Below are 24,465 nucleotides of genomic sequence, written 5' to 3'. Positions count from 1 at the left end.
ATGGTGGTGTTTTTACGTCGCAAATATAAAATTATTTCCATAAACTACTATTCCTATAGGAATTATATTTTACCAGAATTAAACAATCTCCTCAATCAGTCTCACATCATTTTTACTATCAATTTTATATATTTGAAAACCAATTACATAAACCTGAAATAAGCCCGCCATGAAACCAATAAAAGTATTGTTTCTTTTTGTATGTTTTATATCCTGGCTGGATGCCGCTGCCCAGTCGCCGGCCGAAAATTACCCCGCTGATCCTGCGTCAATGGATCAAACCGGCGTACCCAAGGGCGATATGATGGAATTTAAATTCGATAGTTCAAAGATATTCCCCGGCACCACGCGTAAATACTGGATTTATGTGCCCGCCGCGTATGACGGCAAAAAACCGGCCTGCCTGTATGTAAACCAGGATGGTATCCAGTTTAAAGCCCCGGTTGTTTTTGATAACCTTATTTACAAAAAAGAAATGCCAGTAACTATCGCGGTGTTTATACAACCCGGCAGCATACCAGCCGAAGATGCCGACAACGCATTAAATCGTAACAACCGCAGCTACGAATATGATGGCTTGGGCGATAATTATATTAAATTTTTAATACAGGAATTACTCCCCGAAGTTGAGAAGCAAAAAACCAAAGACGGAAAACCCATCCTGCTTTCAAAAAAGGCCAATGACCGGGCTATAGGCGGATCAAGCAGCGGTGCGATAGCCGCCTTTAACGCAGCCTGGGAAAGGCCAGACCAGTTTAGCCGGGTATTTAGTTCGATTGGCACTTATGTAGGTTTTCGTGGTGCCGAGCGGTTCCCTACCCTCATTCGCAAATTTGAGCCTAAACCAATCAGGGTATTTTTGCAGGACGGAACAAACGATTTGAATAACTACGTTGGCGACTGGTGGATAACTGCCCAGATGATGGAAAGAGCGTTGCAGTTTGCTGGTTACGAGGTTGAGCACGCCTGGGGCGATGGCGGACACAATGGAATCCATGCTACGGCCATATTTCCGCAAGCCATGCGTTTTTTATGGAAAGATTATCCAAAACCGGTTGCAAAAGGTCAGTCAAAAAACGCTTTCACCAACACAATCATCATACCGGGCCAAGACTGGGAACTGGTTGGCGAAGGTTATGGTTTTGCCGAAGGAACCGGCGTTAATGCCGCGGGAGAGGTATTTTACCAGGATATCCCCAATGCTAAAACCTACAAAGTAGATTTGCAGGGGCACTTAACCCAACTAAAAATAGATTCTAAAAAAGCCAGCGGCACAGCTTTTGGTGCCGACGGACTACGTTACAACACCGCAACTGCTACCAATCAAATTTTAAAATATGATGTAAACAATAAGGAAACCATGGTTGCTGACGGCATCAATGTAAACGACCTTACTGTAGCCAACAACGGGAACATTTATGTAACAGCACCCAACGGTGCCGAAAAGCCGGGCAAAATTTACCTTATAAGGCCCAATGGCGAAAAACTGGTTGTTGATGAAGGGCTCAAATTCCCTAACGGGCTGGCCCTTAGCCCCGATCAAACGGAGTTATATGTTGCCGAGAGTGCAAGCCATTGGGTATATGCTTACCAGGTTAAAGCTGATGGCTCATTAACGGCCAAGCAGCGTTTTGGCTGGCTGCATGTACCCGATAATGCCGAAAACGCCTGGGCCGATGGTTTAAAATGTGACCGTAACAACCGTATTTATGCCGTTACAAAAATGGGTATCCAGGTTATGGACGAGATAGGACGGGTAATTTCGATAATACCCGTCCCCTTCGGAAATACCCCCGCCAATATTTGCTTTGGCGGCCCCAATTTTGATATATTATATGTTACCTGCCAGGATAAAGTTTACCGCCGTAAAGTGGGTGTAAATGGGGCTAATTCGTTTGATAAGCCATTTAAGGCGGTTACACCTAAAATTTGAACCAATATTTGCGACGTGTCCGTTAAGTTTTTTAAATCTTAAATTTTCCTTCTGCCGACCACTGATGGATAGTTCCATCGGAAACTTCGAAGTGCATTGTATCATGGAAGCTTATTCCCGAATACCAGCCTTCTTCGTTAAAAAGAGGCAGTAATACTTCAATATATTTAGGTATGGTTGAATGGGTATCGCCCAAAAAGTCCTGGGTAATTATCTTGAAATCAATAGCAGCACCCCAAGCATGATTACTGATTTGGGTTGACGGCGGGCCCTTTGGCGGCTTGCGGTAACGAACATTTAGCATATTATATGCCGAACTAAGTACACTTTTAAGATCATGACCCGCAGCTTGTTCTTGACTAAAGGCTTTTTTAAGTATAGCATCAAGGCTTTGGACAGAGGGCTTAATACCGTTAGCGATAATTAAGGGGCTGATATTTAGGGTAGACGCAAGCTTTTTTACCAGTGGACTCGCTTTACCGGGCTGATCAACCGTGGTAAGGGGTAATTGAGGCGAACCGAGGACAGATATCATAGTTGCTTCCTGCGCCGACCGCAACCCAACATTAATAGGAAGCAAGGTATGTAAATCAACAGGTTGAAGGTACCAGGCTATATTCTTAGCCTGATCGGGGGTAACACTTGGTTTCTTTGACATAAATTAAGGTTTAAGTAGTAATAACAGTGCAAATATTGACTTAATAATACTTTTTAAAGTTTTAAAAATCAATACCTTATACTTTTTATCTAAGGTAAACAAAGATTTTATTTATGGCAAAAAATACTAAAGATAAAATGCTATTTATAGCTGGTAAAAATGGCCGATATTATTGAACAACATTCAAATCATTTCTTTAGAACCAGGTCTTCTTTAGCAGCCCACAAAGCAACATCCTGCTTAGTAAGCGCTGCCGCCATTAAATCGGGGAATTTATCAGGTGTACAGGCAAAAACCGGTACACCCAAATCGGCCAGGAATTGGGCGTTCCGATGGTCATAAGATGGTGCACCATCATCGCTCAAAGCCAGTAATACTACCAACTGAACGCCTGAAGCCACAATTTCCACAGCTCGCCGGCGCATTTCGTTCACGTTACCGCCTTCGTAAAGGTCTGTTATTAAAACCATTACGGTATCGGCGGGTTTGGTAACTATTTGCTGGCAATAAGTTAGTGCAGCATTGATATCGGTACCACCACCTAACTGCACACCGAACAATAGTTCAACCGGATCGGTCAGCTCTTCGGTGAGGTCGGCAACAGCGGTATCAAATACCACCATTTTGGTTTTGATAGCTGGGATAGAAGCCATTACACTACCAAAAATCCCGGAGTATACTACGGACGAGCCCATTGATCCGCTTTGATCCAGGCAAAGGATTACATCTTTTAACGACGATCTTTTGCGTCCATACCCCACCCTATTTTCGGGCACAATAGTCTTATATTCAGGTTGATAGTGTTTTAAGTTTTTGAGAATTGTTGCACCCCAGTTAATTTCGCTGTGCCGTGGGCGGGTGTTACGTACGCTCCGGCTCAGGCTACCGCTGATGGCCTGGCGGGTAGGTTCGGCCAGTTTTTTTATAAGTTCGTCAACTACTTTGCGTACTACCTGGCGGGCGGTATCCTTAGTTTTATCGGGAATAACCCGGCTCAGTGTCATCAGGGTTGCTACCAGGTGAACATCGGGTTCGATGTTTTCGAGCATCTCCTTTTCAAACAACATCTGGGTGAGGTTCAGGCGTTTAAGCGCGTCCTGCTGCATTACTTGTACAACGCTTGATGGGAAAAATGTGCGAATATCGCCCAGCCAGCGGCTTACGTTTGGCGAAGAAGCCCCCAGTCCACCGGTCTTATCACTGTCATATAATGCCTCTAAAGTACGGTCTACCTTCAGGTCGGCCTCTTCCAGTTCAAAGCCGGTACCCTCCTGTTGGTGGCCGCCCAAAATGAGCCGCCATTTGCGTAAATGTTGTGGTTCAGTTTCCATTTTGAGTGTTGTTATTGCTGATGGCTAAACCTAATAATTCCATAACCACCGGGATACCTTTCAATGCCCGTTGGGTATCCAATCCGGCATCGTTATTAACCCGTTGTTGCACCGTTGATGCACCAAACTTCACCTTTTCTCCCAGCTTCCTCCGCTCGGGGCTGGTAAAGTTGGAAAACGTGCGGCGGAGCAGCGGCAGCACCTGCATAAAAATCTCATCCGTCAAACCTGACACCCAGTTGTCTATCACCTGCCAAAGATCCAGATCGAGTAACAACAAAGTTCCGCTGCCTTTTAAAAATCCTTCGAGCCAGGCGGCCGCAATATCCGGCGCGGTTGCCGACGACATGGCATAACCGAAGTACTGCATCAACTGTTCGCCCTCTAATAATTTACCGTCATTCAACAGGCGGGTACTGTAGCCCCCAATTACCGGCGAGGTATTTTTATTACCGGCTATCACCCGCAAGGTTTGTTGCCAAAGGGCGGTGATATCGGTGTCCTGTAACAGGTTAATGCCGTCGTTCAGTTTGTAAAATAGTTCCAGTAGTTTTTGGGCGGCGTCTTCATCAATGGCAACACAGGCGCTGGGCAGGCTGATGCAAATACGGGTGATAATGCTGCTGATGATAGTCAATACCATCGTAGCATCCGTTTTGCGCACGTTACCGTAACGGGCCACCGTAATAAGCCCGGGACCTACTTCCATTAGCTGGATTACATCGGCCGAGGCGGCTGCTAAATCGTTTAGCCGGGTAATCAGCGACTCAATCGCCCCGGGTAATTCAGCAGGGATGCTTTTTTCAAGCAGGTCGCTGATTTCATTGAGTTCTTTTGCCTCGGTGGCGCGGTTGAGCACGTTGGCTGCAGCGGCCTCAGCAACGGTGTTGCCCAGGTTGCCCCGCTCGATAATATCTACCGAATAACCGGGATCCCATTGCAGGCGCCATTGTTCTTTGAAGGTGCCCTTGCCGGTGATATATTGCTGGCGGCCCCAATCAATTCCTAACAACAACAGGCGGTGTAAAAACACGCTTCGTTCCAGGTCGGTATCCTTACGGAGGTCCAGGGTGTAATCTTTGTAATCGGCAGTGGCCGGGAGCCGGAGTTTCTTTTGCAGTTTTTCAATATCTAACTGTAGCGGCGGCTTGGGAATATCCACCGGCACCTCGCCTATCTGGTGGCCAACAATCAGCTCTTCATGCACCAGTTTCAGCAAAATACTTTCGCCGTTACATAATACACTCAGGGTTGCCTCGTTCAGTTCCTCCAACCCAACCTTTGGCAGGCCACGTAAGGAGGCTAAAGAGCCTGCTAAACGCACTGCTTCAATGATGTGGGCAACCGACGTATCCATCTGCTGCTTGCGAAACAATTGGGCAACATGGGCCATCCACAAAGTGCCGTCATCCGTAGGATGATGCCAAACATGGTTGTACCATCCGGGCGAGTTGATACCCGCCCCATAGCCGCTGTTAAAGCTCAGGCGGTTAAACGTCCAGGGAATCCAGGTGCATTCAGTTTTTACTTTGGGCAGGCCTTTTAACAGTTCGTTATCATCTTTTTGCGACGATTTACCTTGCAGCGCGGGAACATGCCAGGCACCACAAATAACGGCGATGGTATGGAACATCTCCTTTTCGGCCTGGCGGATGGTGCGGCGCATATAAGCTTCGCGCAGTTGCTCCAGTTTTTTATCTTTTTGGGGCAGGCCTTCGCGCAGGGCCTGCATGGCTTCGGCTACGGCGTCAAATACATCATCGTTGTTTGAGCGGTATTCAAACATCTGCTCCCACCATTTTTCATCGTCGGCAAAGCCGGCGGCATCCGATAAATAGCTTATCGGGGTTTTATACAGATTTTCGAAAGGCTGCGCATCGGAGTTTATCGCATCTTTATCGGGGTCTGTATCCGGGATTACAACGGCACGCTCTTTTTCTACCAGCATCTGGTTGCCGGCCGGCAAATCCATAAACCTTACGTGGATATTATTCTTTTTAGCGTAAAGTATGGCCTGCCACTCCGGCGAAAAACTGGCAAAGGGATAAAATACCGATCGCCGCGAATCGTCGGGCTGAAAGCACAGCAAAGCCACGGGAGGTTTTAAACCCTCGTGCCCCACCCATTGCAGCATGGCATCGGCTTCCGGCGGACCTTCAACCAACACAATATCTGGCTTTACCGATTCCAGGAACGCCTTCACATTCCGTGCCGAACCGGGGCCATGGTGCCTGATACCTAAAATACTTACTCCCATTGGTTAATTTTCAACCTCATCGTAAACAAATCAAATTATTAAGGACGCAGCTAAAAGCTTTCAGCCTTCCGCCTTAAGCTTTCGGCTTTACAAATCCCGGCAGGCGCGGTAAATATCGCTCCAATCGTTGCGTGGCTTTACAACGGTTTCCAGGTACTCCTGCCAAACCAGTTTGTCCTGCACGGGGTCTTTAATTACCGAACCGATGATGCTTGCAGCCAAATCGGCGGCCTTGATTTGCCCGTCGCCGAAATAGGCGGCCATGGATAACCCACTGTTCACTACCGAAATTGCTTCGGCTGTGCTTAGCGTGCCCGATGGCACTTTAATTTTTGTTTTACCGTCCAAAGTAACCCCGCTGCGCAATTCACGGAAAATGGTCACTATCCGGCGGATCTCCTGCAAGGCCGGTGGCTCGGCAGGCATCTCCATTACTTTTTCAAAGCTCTCTACCCGGCGGCGCACAATGTCAATTTCTTCTTCAATGGTATCGGGCAAGGGCAAAATCACGGTATTAAAACGGCGCTTTAGCGCGCTTGATAATTCGTTTACGCCCTTATCGCGGTTATTGGCGGTGGCAATTACGTTAAAGCCTTTTACGGCCTGCACTTCCATATTCAGTTCGGGAACGGGCAATGTTTTTTCGGACAGGATGGTGATCAGTGTATCCTGTACATCGGCGCCAATGCGGGTAAGTTCTTCCAAACGCACTATTTTACCGTCCTTCATGGCACGCATTACGGGTGTTTCTACCAGTGCTTCTTCTGTTGGGCCTTGCGCTATCAGGCGGGCATAATTCCAGCCGTAACGTACAGATTCTTCGCTTGTCCCGGCAGTTCCCTGTATAATTAGGGTCGAATCTCCGCTTACGCCTGCCGCTAAATGCTCGCTTACCCAGCTTTTGGCGGTTCCGGGCAAGCCGTAAAGCAACAGGGCACGGTCGGTAGTTAAGGTTGCTACCGCAATTTCCATTAAGCGGCGATTGCCGATGTATTTTGGCGATACCTCGAAACCGTTTTTAAGTTTACCGCCCATCAGGTAGGTAACCACGGCCTGCGGCGATAGTACCCAGTTTACCGGGCGCTTCTCCGAATCCTGCTTTTTAAGTTCTTCCAGTTCCTGTGCAAATAATTGCTCTGCATGCTGACGTAAGATCTGTGACATGTTAAATTATTTTATGCGTTAAAGGCCTGAAGCGTTTGTTGCTTTAAGCCGAGTAATTTAATTAAGTAATTTTTGTTTTTATCCCAGGGAGCCTGGTGGTTCAAATCTTTGGGCACTATCCTTTCCAGGTGGTCCAGGATGCCCACCGGAATCAGCCTGATCATCCGGCCAAAATCGCCACGGTTATATTGATAAGGATAGGCAACCATATGTACAAGCGCTGCTTTTGTAAATTCAATTCCCCACTCCTGCCGGCAACGTAACGCTATTTGTACGGTATTAGGGGCATCATTGTCCATAAACATAAAAAGGTATTTATCGCGCTGCTGTACGGGTAGTTTATTCACAAATTCGGGATGAATCTCGGCCTTGTAAAAAAAATATGGGATCCAGCCATCAGCATTAAACCTGATAACGGCCTTAGCCAAAGCACCAATTTGCGATACTGCATATTTTTCAAAATAGCCCACCACCTGCTCGGGCGTGGCATCAAACTGTTTTTCCCAAAACGAAGGCGGTACGGAAGCCATCAATTGGTAAATGATATAGCCTTCATCATTTACCGAACTTTTTTGCCCGGCCAGTTTTTCTATCCCCGATTTAAAAATGCTTTCATCAACCGTTGCCGGTAATTCCTGCCGGATAGAGATTTTGGTCATCATCCCCAGCATGGCCTTTTCCTTTTTCAGGGTGACAGCTTTTGCCAGCAAATCCTCGTATTGTTTTACGATAGACGAGCCGGGAATATGCTTCAGCAAAGTCAAAGCTTCCTCTTTCACCTTCTGCCCTTTCTCGGCCAACAAAGTTTCCAGCCAGGGTAAATCGGCCGGGCTGCTGTTTGTTTTCAAAACTTTTAGCGACTCCACTTTGCCTGCCGCGTTTTCCTGCTCCCAGGTTTGCTGTAACCATTCCAGTGCTTTTTGAGGGTCGCTTTGTCTCACCTTCCTGAGTACCTCCCCCCTTTCGGCCGGTTTGCCGGTTTGCCAAATATCTTCATCGGGCAATACACTAAAATAATCCCATGCGGGGTTCAGCCTGCTTAGCCAAAGGCCGCGGTTGCCGCTGCACCCGGTTATTAACGGTCTTAATGATTTATCTTTTTCGGCCTTCTCCAACAATACAGGCAAAACATCCGGCAAAGATAATTGCCCGGCTTTGTGGCACAAGTTTAGCCAAAGTTCCAGTAGGGCATCGTTGTTTTCGTCGAGTATGGCATCTAAAACCCTGGCCGCTGTTTCAGTGCAATAGGATTTTGTTTCCGGTTGGGCTATATTTTGCGGCAGGTCTTGTTTTTGCAATGGGGTAAAACCACATTGCCTGTAATTGTATATTAAAGCTGCCTTTTGCAGGTATTTTGCTTCTTTATCTAAAGTGTCGGTGCTATCAATCGCGTTAGCAACAATAGCTATCTCGTCCGGCAAATCGGCATTGCCCGGCATGGGTTTATCGGTGCCCAGCATGGCGGCATTTATAACATGTTCCCAGGCCTTCATCAGATAGCTTTATAATTATTTTGATGCCAAACCCCAAGGGGGCGATACTCATTCTCTTTACCAATAACGGTCATGGTGAGTGCCTCGCCGCCGCTTATGGCCATCAGCTGCCATATATTTTGATAAGCCGGGGCTATTTTGCATAGGCCGCCCTCCTGGTCCTGCAACCACCATTGTTTTTGATACAGCACCGGCTTTAGCCCGGCCACCACAAAAGGCATCTCGCCCCTGAAAGGCAAACGGCTGTTCAGGTCCGACTCCTGCCCTGCCACCTGCTGCCAGCCGCTATAACTTTGTATCGCGGCCAAATCAACCGGCTTTAACGCATTGTAATTTTTAATAATTGCCCGGTAAGGCACCGCCGAAGGGAAATAAGCCAACTCGGCATCTAAATACATGCCGGGGCTTAAAGCCAGCTGCCCAAATTGCCCTCTGGCTATAAACTGCAGCACTAACGCGTATTGATTGGTTTTAATGCCATAAAGCCAGTTTTGCTCCACAGTAAGCTGCTGTTCATCGCGGCTATCCTTGCCAATCACCAGCCAGGTATCCGTAACGCCCGTTTGCTGTTTCAACTCCTCCTGGTTGGTGGTAAACCCAATGGCCGTGCGGATATCTTGTTGTAATAAGGGATTAATATTGGCCAAGTGCTGGTAACTTTCGGCCACCAGGTACAATTGCAGCAGTTTATCCATAAAGCTGCTTTGCCAGCCTTCGTTCCAAAAATTGGTGGTGGCTAAAGCGCGCACCATCCCGGCTAAACCGCCTGCCTGGGCATCAACCATGCGGCGCGCCATGTTTTCCCAAAAGTTTGCCCCTTTTTCGGGCATGGTTAAAATGCCGCCGCGCACAATGTCTTTTATCCAAACCAGTAATTCGGCAATGCCGCCGCTTACTTTTTGCTCCCGCGCCTGCTGCCGTTTGGCCTGTGCATTTTCGTCAACGGGCTTTTCGGCTTTCTCAACCTTTTTTTCTTCTTTTTCAGATCGCTTGCTAATCCAGTCGCTCACCCAGGCAGGCATATCGCCATTGGTAAATAAGGCTGGCTGCTGGGCGCATAAAAGCAACAGCCCCAAACCATGCTTGCACGGAAACTTACGGCTTGGGCACGAACATTTAAAGGCTATGGAAGTTAAATCAACCTGGGTTTGGTAAGGTTTGCTGCCGCTGCCCTGGCATTCGCCCCAAAGCGCCAGCTCATTAATGCCTTTGGTTACCCATTTAGCCGGACCGGCCAAGTCGCGACCCGCTTTTTTTGAAGCTTCATCGGGCGCAAGGGCGTATATCTGGTCTTCTGTTAGCTGCAAAACGGTGTTATTTATTGTGAATGTTTAGGTTTTAAAAATAGGAAGAAAATTAAAATATGCGAAGGAAATATTGTTTATAACAATAAAATAACATATCGTTTAATCAAAATATTACCCCCTTTTTATGGAAAAAAGTCACAGCATTGGAATAATAAGGCTCATTCTCCATACCCCAAGTCTTCTTTATAAAGTCGTAGTTGTATATAGTTCTAAGGTGGAAAATTTTATTATCTTCATTAGTGTAAGTTCCGATGAACAAAAATTCCATATATCTAACACGGTGATCTAATTTTATGAAATTTATGCTCCCAATAAATTTTTTATCAACAGCTAAAGTTCCATTATGTGCATAAAAATCAGGAACTCCGTTTACTRAGAAAAATTTATTTTCTAACTCGTACGCTTGGTAGACTTTCAATTGGATGTTGTAGACCGTAGACTTAGTGGCGCATAGCGACAATAAAAGTTCAGTAGTATCGCTGTGAAATGGTCCCTGTTGTATATTGCATATATCCAAATTAGGTTCATCCGATCTAACAACTTTAGTTTCTTTCCTTAAAGAGTCTTTTACAAGTTTCTGAATTATTTTTTCGACCGAATCATATTTTAATCCGTGCTTTGCTAGTGCGTCTGTAAATGTCGTTACTATTTTAGCGTTACTTTCGTCGTTTCGTTTTCTAGCAATAGAATCATCTTGTCTTTTTTCAATCTTAACTATTMGATTTTTTTCGATGTCATCTTTATCTGCTTGTAAGTCTTTGAAGTAGTTTACAGTGATGCTTGCTATAAACGCCGCTAAAACTATCCAGCCTCTAATTGTGAATCCTTTGAACCATCTAAATCTACCATCATGTACCTTCCCTGTAAACGGAAGTACAAGTACTATAAGCGCTAAAAAACCAAGAATGGCATTGAAGAGATAAGGTTTCATTTCTTAAAATTACAGATAGGAGTTGGACTTAGAAGCATATAGTTGACAAAAGTAAAAGTGTTGATAAACATCTTCAATTTTAGCTAAAAAAATTAGCTTTTCAATGAAAACCTCGTTTGTTTTGGGTATATTTGAGTGTGGTATAAAACAAGCTACATAGATAAATCATGAACAAAAAACAATCATCTTCTAAAGAAGCCACTAAAGCTTCCTCTGTTTTAAGAAATTCACATTCTTCAGCAACATCCAAGAGCTTGGCAGGGTCGGTGTTATCACAGGCCAACAATAACAAGAAGAAGTAATCTCTCAAATAAAACTTATGACATACAATTAACTGCCTCTCGTTGATAACGAGGGGCTTTATTATTTATACAAGGTACCTGTCTTCAAATCAAAAGGACGACTCCCTAAAATCGTCGTTACCTAACCTATCATTAATTATCCTTTACAAAACGCATAAGCGCTGTTGCTATACTATCGGTACCATCATTTACACTAACAATGCCTGCATATTTGGGGTTCAGCTTGTACAACAATACGTTATGATAATCGCGGTCGCCCACGTATTTAGCGGCAAGATAATAACCGCTGGTTTTGTCGTGCATACCGCCATCGGCGGTCTGAGGCCTCATAACGTAGCCAGAAGGCTGACCGTTAAAAAATAATGCATTTGTACCCTCTGTGGTGGTCCATTGAAAATTACCACAAATTTGTTCGATACCACCACCGGCAACTGCTACATTGTTTCCTCTAAAATCTGTCGTATATTTAAAATTAGCGGTTAGCTTATTAAAATCGGCAACGGTGGCTACCCGCCACCCGTCTGGCAAAGTATCGGGTCTATTTGATAGTGTTACGTAGTAACCATCAGAATTACTCCCATACGGGCCATCTACAGGATCGTACCAGTAATGAAAGCTTTGTTCTGTCCATGTTTGCTTTCCTATCACTACAGTCCTGTAATCGTTACGCCCAATTTTCACCTTGCCATAATTGGGCTGTGGAACAACAACCGGCGCAGCCGACTTTTTACATGATAGCGCGGCCATCAACATTAATGCGGATATAAAAAAACAATACTTCATGATAAGATTTGATTGTGCTAAAGATAACATTATGATTTGAAACCATCCAACATCAGATAGCTTTACTGTCTTCTGTTATTAATTATGCATCCATAATCCTTATTATCCTGTAATCTGGAGACTACAGGCATAGTCGTCCGAGGTTAGAGAATCTGACAGCACGTTCAGCACGCGCAATATTTATGACAATGTTGTTATCAAAAATTCATCACACGCATACTCCTACTTTCGGCAATTGTTAAGATATTTACCCAAAACACACCGGGGGAATTATATTGGATACCGTAGCTATTTATGAGGATGATGAGCATGAGGGCCATACTTATATTTTAGATTTGCCTTTTGCGGCCATTACCGATACTGTTATACTCCAGCGGTCGGGCGGTGGTTTTGATAACCATCCATCCTATTATAAACAGATCGTGCCCGAGGTTATCGATATTGACAGCGGCGTGTTTTATCACGACTTTGATGGTGATAACTTTCCGGAGGTTACCGTAGTGCAAAACAACAGCCAGCTACTGTTAACCTGTGGCTGTAATGCCAGCCACGGCAGGCTTTGCGCACACCAAACCGCAGTACTTACCGCCATTATTAAAAAAAACGAGCTGCGCATCTATTTTGATGCCCGCCTGCGCGACGAAAAACTACGGAAAGTTGCCCTTGATTACGGACTGGAAAATGAGCCCGATCTGGATGCTTTTTTGAAAGTGATGTATACCGATAAACAGGCGGTGATTGTTCCGCGCCTGCCCTCGCTCATCCCGGTTACCAAAGATAGCCTGGCCCAGTACGGCGAAATGATGCTGCCCCCCGATGCGGCAATTACTGATAAGGCCGATGGCAATACCGGCCAATCGATGTGTATTGTTTTAAAACAGCATAAATATTATAAATACCTGTTTGTGGAGCTGTACAGCGCGCAAATTACCAAAGAGGGAAAAATTAAAAACCCGCTGACGCTGATAAACCCGTTAGACCAGATATGGAGTACGGAGGACCATGAGCAGATCAAGTTTTTTACGGGGATAAATAAGTTTCAAAACCATATTAACAGTAAACGGTCCGCAGCCGATATATTGGCCTTAAAGGCTATTATCAAAAACCCGCTGCAATACGATTTTTATTACCACAACACCGAGGCATCTGATAATATTACGGCATCATCCATTGTACCGGTTAAAGTGGGCTTGCTACCGCAAAACGTAAACCTGGATATTAAACCGCGCGGGCCTTTTTATGAATTTTCGGGCCAGCTTAAAATTGACGGCGAGGTGCATCAGCTTAAAGACCTGGGCATCCGGTTCAGTTATTTTATTTTGACAAAGGATAAGCTTTACCTGGCCGATAACCTTCAGCTATTGGGCATTATAGACCTGATGCGTAAACGGCCCGAGAACCTGCTTATCCATCACTCTAAATACAAGGAGTTTAAAATACAGTTGCTCACCAAACTGGAAGACAGGATCAGCATTGCCTATCAGCATATAAAACCGGCCACGCAGGCCCAGTTAAAGCAACAGGGCTTTGATGCCGAAACAGAACAGATCATTTACCTGTCGGATTTTGGCAGCCATGTGATGATCATCCCCGTGATGCGCTACGGCGAGGCCGAAATTCCGGTACGCACCAAACGCACCATTCACGGGCTTGACCATAAAGGCAACGAATTTATTGTAAAGCGCGACGACGATGCTGAGGTAGCCCTAACCGCCTTATTGGTAAGGCAGCACCCCTATTTTGAAGAACAACTGGACAACGACCTGCATTACTTTTACCTGCACAAAAGGCATTTTTTACAGGAAGAGTGGTTTTTAAATGTATTTGAAGACTGGCGTCAGCATGGCATTACCGTTTTAGGCTTTAACGAACTGGAGGGCAATAAGCTAAACCCAAACAAGGTAAATATCACCATCAGGGTGCTAAGCGGCATCAACTGGTTTAATACCGAAATAGGCATCCGCTTTGGAAAAACCAAAACCAGCCTAAAACGGGTACAAAAAGCGGTGCGCAACAAAAGCAAATACATACAACTTGACGACGGCACCCTGGGCATTTTACCTTTGGATTGGATAGAAAAATTTACCAAATACTTTAACGCCGGCGAAGTAACCGACGAGGACATTTTAAGTATCCACAAAATAAATTATACCGCCATTGCCGAACTGTTTGACCAGCAGGTAATGGACGAAGAAGTGAAAGCCGAATTATATACCTATCGTGAAAAGTTAGCCAATTTTGACAAGATAGCGCATGTAGAGGTTTCGGCAGATTTGAAGGCTACACTTCGCCCTTACCAGCAGCAGGGCTTAAACTGGCTCAATTTTTTGGATGATTTTAATTTTGGTGGATGCCTTGCCGATGATATGGGCCTGGGTAAAACCATGCAGATCATCGCGTTCATATTATCGCAACGCAAAAAAAGCGATCGCAATACCAATTTGCTGGTAGTACCTACGTCTATCATTTTTAACTGGCAGGCCGAGGTTAAAAAGTTTGCCCCATCCATCAGGATGCACACCATTTACGGTGCCGACAGGATAAAAAGCACGGCCGATTTTGATGGCTACGAAATTATCCTGACATCGTATGGTACCTTGCTGGCCGATATTAACTTTTTAAAGCATTACCAGTTTAACTACGTTTTCCTTGACGAATCGCAGCAGATCAAAAACCCCGATTCGCAACGGTATAAAGCGGCTCGTTTGTTAAAATCGCGCAACCGGATAACCATTACCGGCACCCCTATCGAAAATAACACCTTCGATATTTACGGGCAGCTATCCTTCGCCTGCCCGGGTTTGTTGGGTACAAAGCAATATTTTAAAGATATCTACGCAGTGCCGATAGATAAGTTTAAAAGCCACAAACGCGCCGCCGAATTGCAGCATAAAATAAAACCCTTTGTTTTGCGCCGCACCAAACAACAGGTAGCAGCCGAACTGCCCGAAAAAACCGAGATGGTTTTGTACTGCGAAATGAAGGAGCAGCAACGCAAAATTTACGATGCTTACGAGAAGGAATTCCGCGAATACATCTCGGCCACCACCAGCGACGAGTTGCGAAAAACGCCGATGAATGTACTTAAGGGGTTAACCAAATTGAGGCAGATCTGTGATTCGCCGTTGCTAATTGAGGGCGAGAAATTGCCGGGCAACGAATCGGCCAAGATAGATATGCTGGTTGAGCAGATTGAGAGCAAACAGCATCAGCATAAAATACTGGTATTCTCGCAATTTGTATCGATGCTGGAACTCATCAAAAAAGAATTGGTGAGCCGTAAAATTGAATTCAGCTGGCTCACGGGCAGTACCCGTAACCGCGAGGCCGCGGTGAACGAATTTCAAAACAACCCGAAGATCAGCGTATTCCTCATCAGCCTGAAAGCAGGTGGTACCGGCCTTAATTTAACCGAAGCCGATTACGTATACCTGGTGGACCCCTGGTGGAACCCCGCCGTTGAAAACCAGGCGATCGACAGGTCGCACCGTATAGGTCAAAACAAGCACGTGGTAGCGGTAAGGATGATTTGCCCCGATACCGTGGAAGAAAAAATTATGCAGATGCAGGACTTTAAACGCAGCCTGGCCGATAACCTGGTTAATACCGACGGCTCCTTCTTACAATCCATGTCGAAGACTGATCTGCTTGGGATTTTAGGTTGATCTGTGGTGTGTGGTGTGTGGTGTGTGGTGTAAAAAAAAATCTGACGTGTTTGTTTTAACCATCTTAATATAATCTATCACAGACCTCAGATCACCGCAAAACCGTAACATATCCCGTAAACCGTTGCCCATTCATTTTGGTATCTACAATATAGTAATAAACGCCAACTGGTACCGGCTGGCCGTTTGATTTACCGTCCCATGGCACACCGTAGCCTTTGGAATGGAATATCAGGGTACCGTAACGATTAAACACATCTACTGTCGAATTTTCGTAGGCTACCAGACCTATTATCTCCCAGGTATCATTGGTGCCATCGCCATTGGGCGAGAAAGCATTGGATACCGAAAGTGTTGGCGATACCACAATATGAGTTGTACCGGTAGTTACACAACCCAGGCTATCAGTAATGGTTAATGTATACGTGGTATCTACGCTACCGGTTATTACCGGCTCTTTTGCATGGATATCGCTGATATTATAATTGGGCGACCATAAATATGCAACTGTGTTGTCATTTACCGACGGATGCAGCGTAATCGTTTTATCTTTCAACACATATCTTGTTTTTTCGGTAGCGAGCACCGGAGGGCCAAAGAATGTTATTTTAACTGAATCAGACGGTGTATAGCATTGACCGGAATTATTGACATTAAAAGTTAACATAACAGAACCATTCTTTCTGTCGTTAGCCCCCGGTGAATATGACGCGTTGGCCTGGTTGCCTGAATTAAAATGACCGTCGCCTTTGGCCGTACTCCAGGAACCTGTACCACCGGGCACCAGGATCTTTCCGGCCAATTGTACCAATTGATCCTGCGAGCAAACATTCTGATCCTTACCTGCATCGGCGCCAGGCTCCTGCCCATATACAATATTTAGGGTTGAGGTTGATATTGTACAATCGTCCTTGCTGGTAGATGACAGGGTTATGGTAACCTTACCTGCAGCCTTTTCTTCTGGCGATGGGATGTACTGCACATTATCGATAGTTGTAGACGATGGCAAAAATTTCCCTTTCGGGTTGCTTGACGACCAGATACCGGTTGTAGTACCACCAGTTACCGACCCTTTAAGTGGAATTGACGTAGCGTTAACACAAACCAGCAGCGGGCCCGTAGCCTCGGCAAGTGGCGGCTGGTTTACCTGCACAGTGGTAACACCGGCATCGCTTGTACACCCGGCAACAGTAACAAATAAGTTATAAGTACCAGCGCTTGCCGCAGTAGCCGGGATATCCGGGTTTTGCGATGTTGATGAATAACCGTTAGGCCCCGTCCACATATATGTAGCGCCTGCTAACGATGGGGTACGTAAATTAATGGTATTGCCCAGGCACACCGGCGAATTGCTGTTGGCCTGTGGCACATTGGGTTTGGGGTTAACTGTTACCGGATGCGTAAATGGTAGGCCGGAGCAACCATAGGCAATCGGTGTTAAAATATAATTAACGGTCACAGCCGATGTTGTAGTGTTTGTTAAGGCCTCATCAATCAACGCGGTGTTACCGGTAGCCGCCGGATTGCTAATGCCCGGCACTGCTGCCCTGCTCCAGGTAAACGTTGCGATGGGTACATTGGATGTTATGGTATAATTTTGTGGTGTTTTGTTACATGCCAGGGATGTAGTATCGCTGGTAATATTAAGTGCCGGGTTAACAGTAACCACCCAACTGAATGGCGCCCCATCACAATCGTTGGTTTTATAGCTAATGGTGTATACAACATCAACCGGGGTAGTATTGGTATTGTATAAAACCTCCCTGATAACATTTGAAGCCTGGCCGTTCACCGCGTTATTGGTAATGCCGGGCACTGCAGCCCTACTCCAGCTAAATGAAGTATTGGCCGTGCTAAATTTTATAGTGTAATTGGCAGAGGTACCATTGCAAATTGTATCCTTTGCAGAACTGGTTATCACTGGTGTAGGGTAAACCGTAACAACATAATTAATAGGCGTACCTGAACATGTGCCACCTGTTGGTGTGATTGCGTAGGTTACATTTATTGGATTGGCCGTGGTATTTATTAACGTTTCGGAAATTAAAGCGCTGGATTGGTTTGAAACTGCCGGGTTACTGATACCGGCTACAGCCGCCCGCCCCCAGCTAAATGTAGCATTTGGCAAATTGGCCGTTATGGTATAATTTAAAGGGTTGCCGCTGCAGATAAAACCGCTTGAGGCGCTGGTAATGTAAGGTATTGAGTTAACTATAACAACTACCTTTTTCATAGCGCTTACGCATTGCCCTACTGTACTTTGTACATTATAAAATGTGCTGGTGTTTAATGGTGATGTTGTAAGCGTATTGCCTGTGGCCACGGTTTGCCCGCTTTCGTTAAACCATTGGTAGTTTCCGACGGAGCCACTTGCAATAAATTTTGCTGTACCTCCGGCGCAAATAACAACCGTATCTGCCGAGGTTGTGGGCGTTGGCGGTTGGTCAAAAATACTTACCGTTACAGCTGTACGCGGACTTGAGAGCCCGTTTACAGTAGTTTGCACATAATAAGTGGTAGTAGCCGTAAGTGCGGGAGTGGTATAACTTGCACCTTGTTTTATTGATGAGCCACCATTAGCTACGGTAAACCAATTATAGGTTCCCCCGGGTGCTGTAGCCGTTAGCGTGGTGCTGCTGCCGGTGCAAATCTGGGCATCTTGGGCAGTAGGCGCCGGCGGAGGCGTGTTAAACAAGATGGTTACCGTTGCCGATGCTGCATTACATGCTCCGGCAGGCTTATTTGAAAGTAAGGTGAGCACAGCCTTGCTTTCGTTATTTGCAGGAGTATAAACAGCGTGAAGGTCATTCACATCAGAAAATTGTCCTGCGCCACCAGACCAGGTGCCTCCTGGTGCACCAGTTATACTGCCATTTAAAGTAACCGGTGTATTTAGCGGCACGCTCTGATTGCTCCCCGCGGTAATTACAACGGCGTCATCAATGGTAATTTTAAAAGTCGATGAATCGCCAGCAAAACCGCCGCTGGGTGGTATAGTGTTTTGCACAGTATATGTTCCCTTGCTGGTATTTTTTAAATCTATTTCGCCGGTGAATTTGTCTACAAAGGTTAATCCGGCGGGCGATGCTGTGAAAACACCGGCGCTGGCGCCAGCTGCAAACTGGGGTTTAGGGTTGGTCCCGGTTTTACAAACAGGAGTATTATATGTAAAAGTAGTAAGAGGATTATCGGTAATAGTTATAGTAACCGAATAAGTGCCCGAACAAGTACCGCTACTGGTATAAACTATTTTATAGGTCCCGGGAGTACTTGCGCCTACATTAATTTGCCCTGTTGTAGTACTTACAAATACTACGCCTGAAGGTGCGCTAAAAGTACCACCGCCCGATGGGTTGATAATAGCCGGCGTTGGATTTGCGCCTGTTGTTGCAAATGTTGACGATGAATAGGTAAACGTAGTACCGCTGTTATCAACGGTAACTGTAATTGGGGTGCGCGTGCTGGTGCAGGCCCCCGATGTACTTTGCAGATAATAAGTTGTATTGGCAGATAATTGCGGTGTTGTATAACTGTTTCCTGTATGCAAAGATACACCTCCGGAGGGTACTGCATACCAATCGATACTTTCGCCCGCGGGTACGCTGGCTGTAAGATTGGCTGTAGTACCCGGACAAATTGTAGGCGACGGCCCGGCTACCGGCGATTGCGGCAATGGTGTAACCGTCACCTTTACCGGAGCAGGAGCGCTGCTGCAACCATTAACGGTAACTTGTACGGTGTATGTAGTGGTAGATGTTAACGCCGGGGTAGTAAATGTTTGCCCAATCTGAAGGAGCGTATTACTGCTATCATACCATGCATAATTTCCGGCGGGCCCGTTTGCTGTCAGGGTTACCGGGGTTCCTGAGCAAGTGCTGGTATCATGTACTACGGGTGGGGTTACCTGGCTTAATACAGGTACTTTTACCGCAGTACGGGCGCTTGTACACTGCCCTACTACAGTTTGCACATAATAGGTAGTGGTAGTGGTTAACGCCGGTGTTGTGAATTTTCCGTTCTCGGTAAGCGGCAATGCGTTATTATCGGTAGCGGTTGCGAACCATTGGTAGGTGCCTCCGGGAGCGGTAGCGGTAAGCTCGGCTGTGGAACCGTAACAGGTAATGGGTGGGTTTAATACCGATGGTGCCGGAACAAGCGGCGCAACCACAACATTTACCGGGCTAAGCGTGCTATTACAGCCTGAATTAACGGCCATAAGATAGTAAGTAACATCCTGGGTTAATGGTGGGGTATCATAGGTAAGGCCTTGTTTTAAAAAGTGTTTGCCATCCGCATCGGCATACCATTGGTAGGTGCCTGATGTGCCCGCTGTTAGGTGTGCGCTGCTGTTATAACAGCTATTTACGGTTTGTTGCGGTGGGGCTGCGGGTATAGGTGTTACAGTTACATTAACCGGTACACGGGCACTTTGGCAATCGTTTAACGTGCTTTGTACGTAGTAGGTGGTATTGGCAGTAAGCGCCGGTGTTGTATAATCCGGGCTTGATATTAAAGGGGTGCCGCCGGTTGGTGTATCAAACCAATCAACAACGCCGGATGGCGAATCGGCGTGTAAAGTGATGACCGAACCTGAACATACCGAATTGTTGCTGTTAACCGTGGGTGATTGCGGCGCCGAGGTTACCGTGGCTGATACAGCGGTACGCTGGCTTGTGCAACCGTTAACAGTTGAAGATACAAAATAAGTTACTGATTGATTTAATGATGCTATGGTAAGCGTTGGGCCGGTATTAACAACATTTGTTGACGTGCTTGAGGTATACCAGCTATAATTATCGCCGTTGCTTACCGATAGCGTAACCGGGCTACCTGCACAGGCTTTAACACTGTGGGCTACCGGTCTGCCTAAAACGTTAACAGAAACAGTAACCCGGGCGCTTGTACAGCCGGCGGTAGTAGTTTCAACATAGTAAGCTGAAAAGCCGTTAACGGGAGGCGTATCGTAACTGGTGCCTGTATGAAAAGGACTGCCGCCTGCCGCCTGCGTATACCATTGAAAACTATCACCTGCCGATGTAATCTGAAGATGGGCGCTTGTACCCTGGCAAACTGTACCCCCACCTGTTATTACAGGCGCTGTAGGCGTTGGCGTAATGCTTACTGTAATTGTTTTACTGGCCGTACAGCCCGAGGATTTATCGGTAACAGTTACCGTATAATTACCTGCTTTGTTTACGTGAATTGGGTTAACAGTTTCGCCTGTACTCCAGGCATAATCATAACTGCCGGTACCACCAGCGGGCGTAGCTGTTAAATCAATGGTATTGCCTGCACATATGCCCGGCTCCGAAGAAGCTATGGATACAGATAATGAGCATGACTGACAAAGGCCACGCAGGGAAATAAGTAAAAAAATAAAAAAAAGTAGACGGATCTTCATTAACCTCAATATCTATTCGTTTCAGCTTTATGATAATAAGGTCTGGTTTAAATAAATCCTTAAACCGGTAAATTATTTACAACCAATAACATAGCCAACAACACTGTTCTTATAGAAATCAATTCTCAACCTTTATACGTACAATAAACAAAAGGGTTTGGTTTATTGTAAAATTTTCTACTTAATTTTTCATTTCTTATAGCTGAACCGCCTGTTAAATTTCAAATCACAAAAAAACCGGCTGTCAAGTCCGGTTCTAAATTCAAAAAGCGTTTTGATAAATGTTACTTTTTTTGAGTTACTCTAACCCAATCAACCAACATTTTTGCTTCGCCTTTTTTAACAAGATTTACTGACGATGCCGGCATACCGTTATACGGCGACATTACACCATTTATTTTTACAGGATAAGCACCACCTAAAGCATAGTTTAAGATAAGGTACTTCCTGGTATCAAACGCCCACTTGCCGTAATGATTTGTCATTTTTTTATTTACCCTGAACATCAATTTGCCATCGTAAATAAAATTCAGGGCATCGGGTGTCCATTCAACGGCGTAAGTATGCCATTGGGTAACATCGTTGCCTGCTGTAAAATATTGCCGGTTTACAAAAGGGGTTTCGCCAAAGTAGCCGGGGCCGTGCACGGCAGCACTTGCCCAATCCTTCTCGCCTACGTATTCCATAATGTCAATTTCGCCGCATTCGGGCCAGGCACCTTTGCCCAGCATCCACCAGGCGGGCCAAAGTCCGGCACCATCTGTAAGTTTAATCCTTGCTTCGGCTTTGCCGTACGTAAACTCAAATTTATTTTCGGTGGTTAGCCGCGCCGATATAAAATCAAAATTCTGTCCATCCTTTGTTTTAAAGCCGGGCATCGATTGTGGCCTTATTACCAAAGCGCCATTCCTTGCACCTTCAGCAGCTGTTCCGTTTACCAGGAAGGCCGTTGCGTTAGTATCTATATAAGCCTGCAATTCATTGTTGTTATGCTGACCTGTTATCTCGGCCCCCCATTTACCCCGATCCAGTTTTTTGCCCGAGAAATCGTCGAAAAAAACAACTTTTTCTGCCGTTTTTAATGTCGCTTTTTTMTTTTGAGCAAAGCTGGGTGTTGTTGGCATCAGGATAKCACAAAGCGGAAGTAAAAAACAGTACCTATACTTTCGATAGTTTATCATAAATTACGATTAAGTGAATTTTTAATTAGTTGTAGTATTAATTACAACACCGTCTACCCAGGCTTTATGCGCAGGTAAATGGCGTTGCAAGTTAAACTTATTGGTAAAGCCGGATGTAATCAACCTCCATCTGGGCGTTGTTAAATGCAGGATCGACAGCACCTCCAAAATTACCTCCCATAGCCACATTAAGTATGATAAAAAATTTGTGGTTAAATGGCAAGCTGTTGTCATTAGGCACGGTAAAATAAACTACGTCATCAACCATAAATTTGATAGCCGTTGCCGACCAATCTATAGCATACCTATGAAAATCGGTAGTGGCGCCTGTAATGACCGTAGTGCCTCCTACAGAATTGCCGCCCGAATGGCCCGGATAATGTACCGTACCATAAATCTTATTCAAATCGCGGCCAAGGTGTTCCACAATATCTATCTCGCCGCAGCCGGGCCAGGGATTAGTGGAAATATCATCGCCCATTGCCCATATAGCAGGCCACGTACCCGAGCCGGCAGGCATTTTGGCCCTTATTTCTATCTTACCATATTTAAACGAAAACTTGTTAAGCGTCAAAATTCTTGCCGATGTATAAGCGCTGCCCATATAATCCTCTTTTTTGAGTTTTATCTTAAGCGTGCCGCCCGATATGATAACGTTATCGCTCCGATTGGTATAATATTCAAGCTCATTATTACCCCAGCCATTATTGTTACCCAGATCATACCCCCATATTGCCGAATTTGGCGCACCATCGGTATTGAACTCTTCGGCCCAGGTTGCACCTGCCCCTGTTCCGCCTCCGGTGTCTGCGGTTAATGAAACCGTTACCTGGATAGATTTTGCGGCTGTTTGCCCTGTGCTGCTTTTTGCAGTAACTTTTACAGTATAAGTACCCGCTGCCGGGTACTTATAGGTTACAGATCCTGATGTAGATGTTTGAAAAACACCATTGCCAAAATCAAACTCATAACTTACTGCATTGGTGGCAGTAGCGTTAAAAGTTACATTGCCACTGGCATCGGTGCTTACGTTTGATGTCATATCCAACCCGGTGGGCGGATTATTGGGGGTACCGGTACCGCTGCTTTTTTTACTGCAGGCGGCAAGTGATGATACCAGTAGAATTAATATTACGACTTTTAAAAATTTCATATCCAGGTTATTTAACTTTTAATTTTTGATACCATGCCAGTCCGTCGATACCGATGTTACGTAACGATATATTGGTATCGCTGATTGATAAGATCTCGTAGGTATTGCCGCCCGTACCAAAGTTAATCAATCCGTTACCCGGCACAACAAATTGCACCATGGTTGAATTGCCTGAATTTGAGCCAGATGAAGCATCCATAAATACCAGCTTTTTAGCGCCCGTTTCATCAATAGCATAGCAATTATCGCCGCCGCTTACCCCGTAATGCGCGGTTGACGCCGCTATAAAAAATGATTGCCCCTTGTTATCAATGGTCATGATGATGTTTCCATTGGTATCTTTGGTAAATGTTATCTCGTCGTCGTACAAACAATCGGCGCGCTGATTTGGCGAGGCTGCATAGTAATCGGGTGTAAACGTATTGGTTGGCCCTACCCCTACGTGCCCGGGCGCTGTTCTGTCTGTTACCCACGTACGCGATGAGCTGCCTGTTAAGCCCGAAACTATTGCCGGCGGAATGGTATAGGCTACATATACTGTTATTTTTTTGCTGATGGTTGACGTTACGCCACCAGTACCAACAGCATTCACCGTAATGGTATAGTCAAATGTGCCAGGATTATTGTATTTGTAGGTAATAACGCCCGATGATACAATTTGCTTGTTGCCGTCGCCAAAGTCGATGTTATAGGTAATGGCGTTGCTTGCAGTTACGGCTATAGCTACAGTACCCGCACCCGATCCGGCGGGGTTTGCGGCGTCGGCACCGGTAATGGTTGCCGTTAATTTAAGATCGGCCGGCGTTTTGATACTGCCGAACTGATATTTTTGCTTTGTACAGCTGCTATAAACTATCGCGGCAGCGGCAAAAAATATGGCGATTAATTTTATATTGAATTTCATGA

The 24,465-nt window shown here is 45.6% G+C and carries 14 protein-coding genes; 2 read left to right on the top strand and 12 right to left on the bottom strand.

Annotation, left to right across the window (positions count from 1 at the left end):
* The first annotated feature begins 169 nt into the window (after nucleotides 1-169).
* On the top strand, nucleotides 170-1,933 hold the full coding sequence (locus AC1DV1_RS09830) for an SMP-30/gluconolactonase/LRE family protein (RefSeq protein WP_477358227.1): 1,764 nt from the start codon (nucleotides 170-172) through the stop codon (nucleotides 1,931-1,933).
* Nucleotides 1,934-1,964: 31 nt separating this feature from the next.
* Here the strand turns inward: AC1DV1_RS09830 and AC1DV1_RS09825 are convergent, their stop codons facing one another.
* The 8 genes from AC1DV1_RS09825 to AC1DV1_RS09790 all read right to left on the bottom strand — a co-directional run bounded on the left by AC1DV1_RS09825 (nucleotide 1,965) and on the right by AC1DV1_RS09790 (nucleotide 12,159).
* Entirely contained in the window at nucleotides 1,965-2,591 is a 627-nt protein-coding gene (locus AC1DV1_RS09825; RefSeq protein WP_477358224.1) for a M15 family metallopeptidase, read from the bottom strand.
* 188 nt (nucleotides 2,592-2,779) lie between these two features.
* Nucleotides 2,780-3,922 (bottom strand): VWA domain-containing protein, encoded by a 1,143-nt coding sequence (locus AC1DV1_RS09820; protein ID WP_477358221.1) that lies wholly within the window; start codon nucleotides 3,920-3,922, stop codon nucleotides 2,780-2,782.
* Nucleotides 3,912-6,179, bottom strand: coding sequence for a DUF5682 family protein (locus tag AC1DV1_RS09815; protein ID WP_477358218.1), 2,268 nt, complete (start codon nucleotides 6,177-6,179; stop codon nucleotides 3,912-3,914). Before AC1DV1_RS09815 ends, AC1DV1_RS09820 begins: the two co-directional genes overlap by 11 nt.
* An 87-nt stretch (nucleotides 6,180-6,266) precedes the next feature.
* Nucleotides 6,267-7,343, bottom strand: coding sequence for an ATP-binding protein (locus tag AC1DV1_RS09810; protein ID WP_477358215.1), 1,077 nt, complete (start codon nucleotides 7,341-7,343; stop codon nucleotides 6,267-6,269).
* An 11-nt stretch (nucleotides 7,344-7,354) separates the two neighbouring features.
* Nucleotides 7,355-8,836, bottom strand: coding sequence for a DUF5691 domain-containing protein (locus AC1DV1_RS09805; RefSeq protein ID WP_477358211.1), 1,482 nt, complete (start codon nucleotides 8,834-8,836; stop codon nucleotides 7,355-7,357).
* The gene (locus AC1DV1_RS09800; RefSeq protein ID WP_477358209.1) at nucleotides 8,836-10,143 is read right to left on the bottom strand and encodes an SWIM zinc finger family protein; all 1,308 of its coding nucleotides are present in this window, start codon (nucleotides 10,141-10,143) and stop codon (nucleotides 8,836-8,838) included. The genes AC1DV1_RS09805 and AC1DV1_RS09800 overlap by 1 nt, the downstream gene beginning before the upstream one ends.
* A gap of 103 nt (nucleotides 10,144-10,246) precedes the next feature.
* Entirely contained in the window at nucleotides 10,247-11,074 is an 828-nt protein-coding gene (locus AC1DV1_RS09795; protein ID WP_477358206.1) for a hypothetical protein, read from the bottom strand.
* A 434-nt stretch (nucleotides 11,075-11,508) separates the two neighbouring features.
* Nucleotides 11,509-12,159, bottom strand: coding sequence for a fibrobacter succinogenes major paralogous domain-containing protein (locus AC1DV1_RS09790; protein ID WP_477358203.1), 651 nt, complete (start codon nucleotides 12,157-12,159; stop codon nucleotides 11,509-11,511).
* Between the two features lie 275 nt (nucleotides 12,160-12,434).
* Between AC1DV1_RS09790 and AC1DV1_RS09785 the strand changes: the two genes are divergently transcribed.
* Nucleotides 12,435-15,824 carry a DEAD/DEAH box helicase gene (locus tag AC1DV1_RS09785; protein ID WP_477358200.1) on the top strand — a complete coding sequence of 1,130 codons (3,390 nt, stop codon included), beginning with the start codon at nucleotides 12,435-12,437 and terminating at the stop codon, nucleotides 15,822-15,824.
* A 91-nt stretch (nucleotides 15,825-15,915) separates the two neighbouring features.
* Here AC1DV1_RS09785 and AC1DV1_RS09780 read toward each other — a convergent pair whose 3' ends face one another.
* The 4 genes from AC1DV1_RS09780 to AC1DV1_RS09765 form a co-directional block, all read right to left on the bottom strand.
* Nucleotides 15,916-21,225: an Ig-like domain-containing protein gene (locus AC1DV1_RS09780; protein ID WP_477358197.1), complete on the bottom strand. Its 5,310-nt coding sequence runs from the start codon at nucleotides 21,223-21,225 to the stop codon at nucleotides 15,916-15,918.
* A 284-nt stretch (nucleotides 21,226-21,509) separates the two neighbouring features.
* Entirely contained in the window at nucleotides 21,510-22,349 is an 840-nt protein-coding gene (locus AC1DV1_RS09775) for a glycoside hydrolase family 16 protein (protein ID WP_477358194.1), read from the bottom strand.
* Between the two features lie 154 nt (nucleotides 22,350-22,503).
* Nucleotides 22,504-23,559, bottom strand: a complete 1,056-nt coding sequence (locus tag AC1DV1_RS09770) for a family 16 glycosylhydrolase (RefSeq protein ID WP_477358190.1) — start codon at nucleotides 23,557-23,559, stop codon at nucleotides 22,504-22,506.
* Nucleotides 23,560-23,566: 7 nt separating this feature from the next.
* Nucleotides 23,567-24,463 carry a PKD domain-containing protein gene (locus AC1DV1_RS09765; protein ID WP_477358187.1) on the bottom strand — a complete coding sequence of 299 codons (897 nt, stop codon included), beginning with the start codon at nucleotides 24,461-24,463 and terminating at the stop codon, nucleotides 23,567-23,569.
* Nucleotides 24,464-24,465 lie beyond the last annotated feature (2 nt).

Source organism: Mucilaginibacter sp. P4_D1, assembly GCF_056401935.1.
Note: the sequence above shows the minus strand (reverse complement) of the source record. Positions and strands in the feature narration are given on the sequence as shown.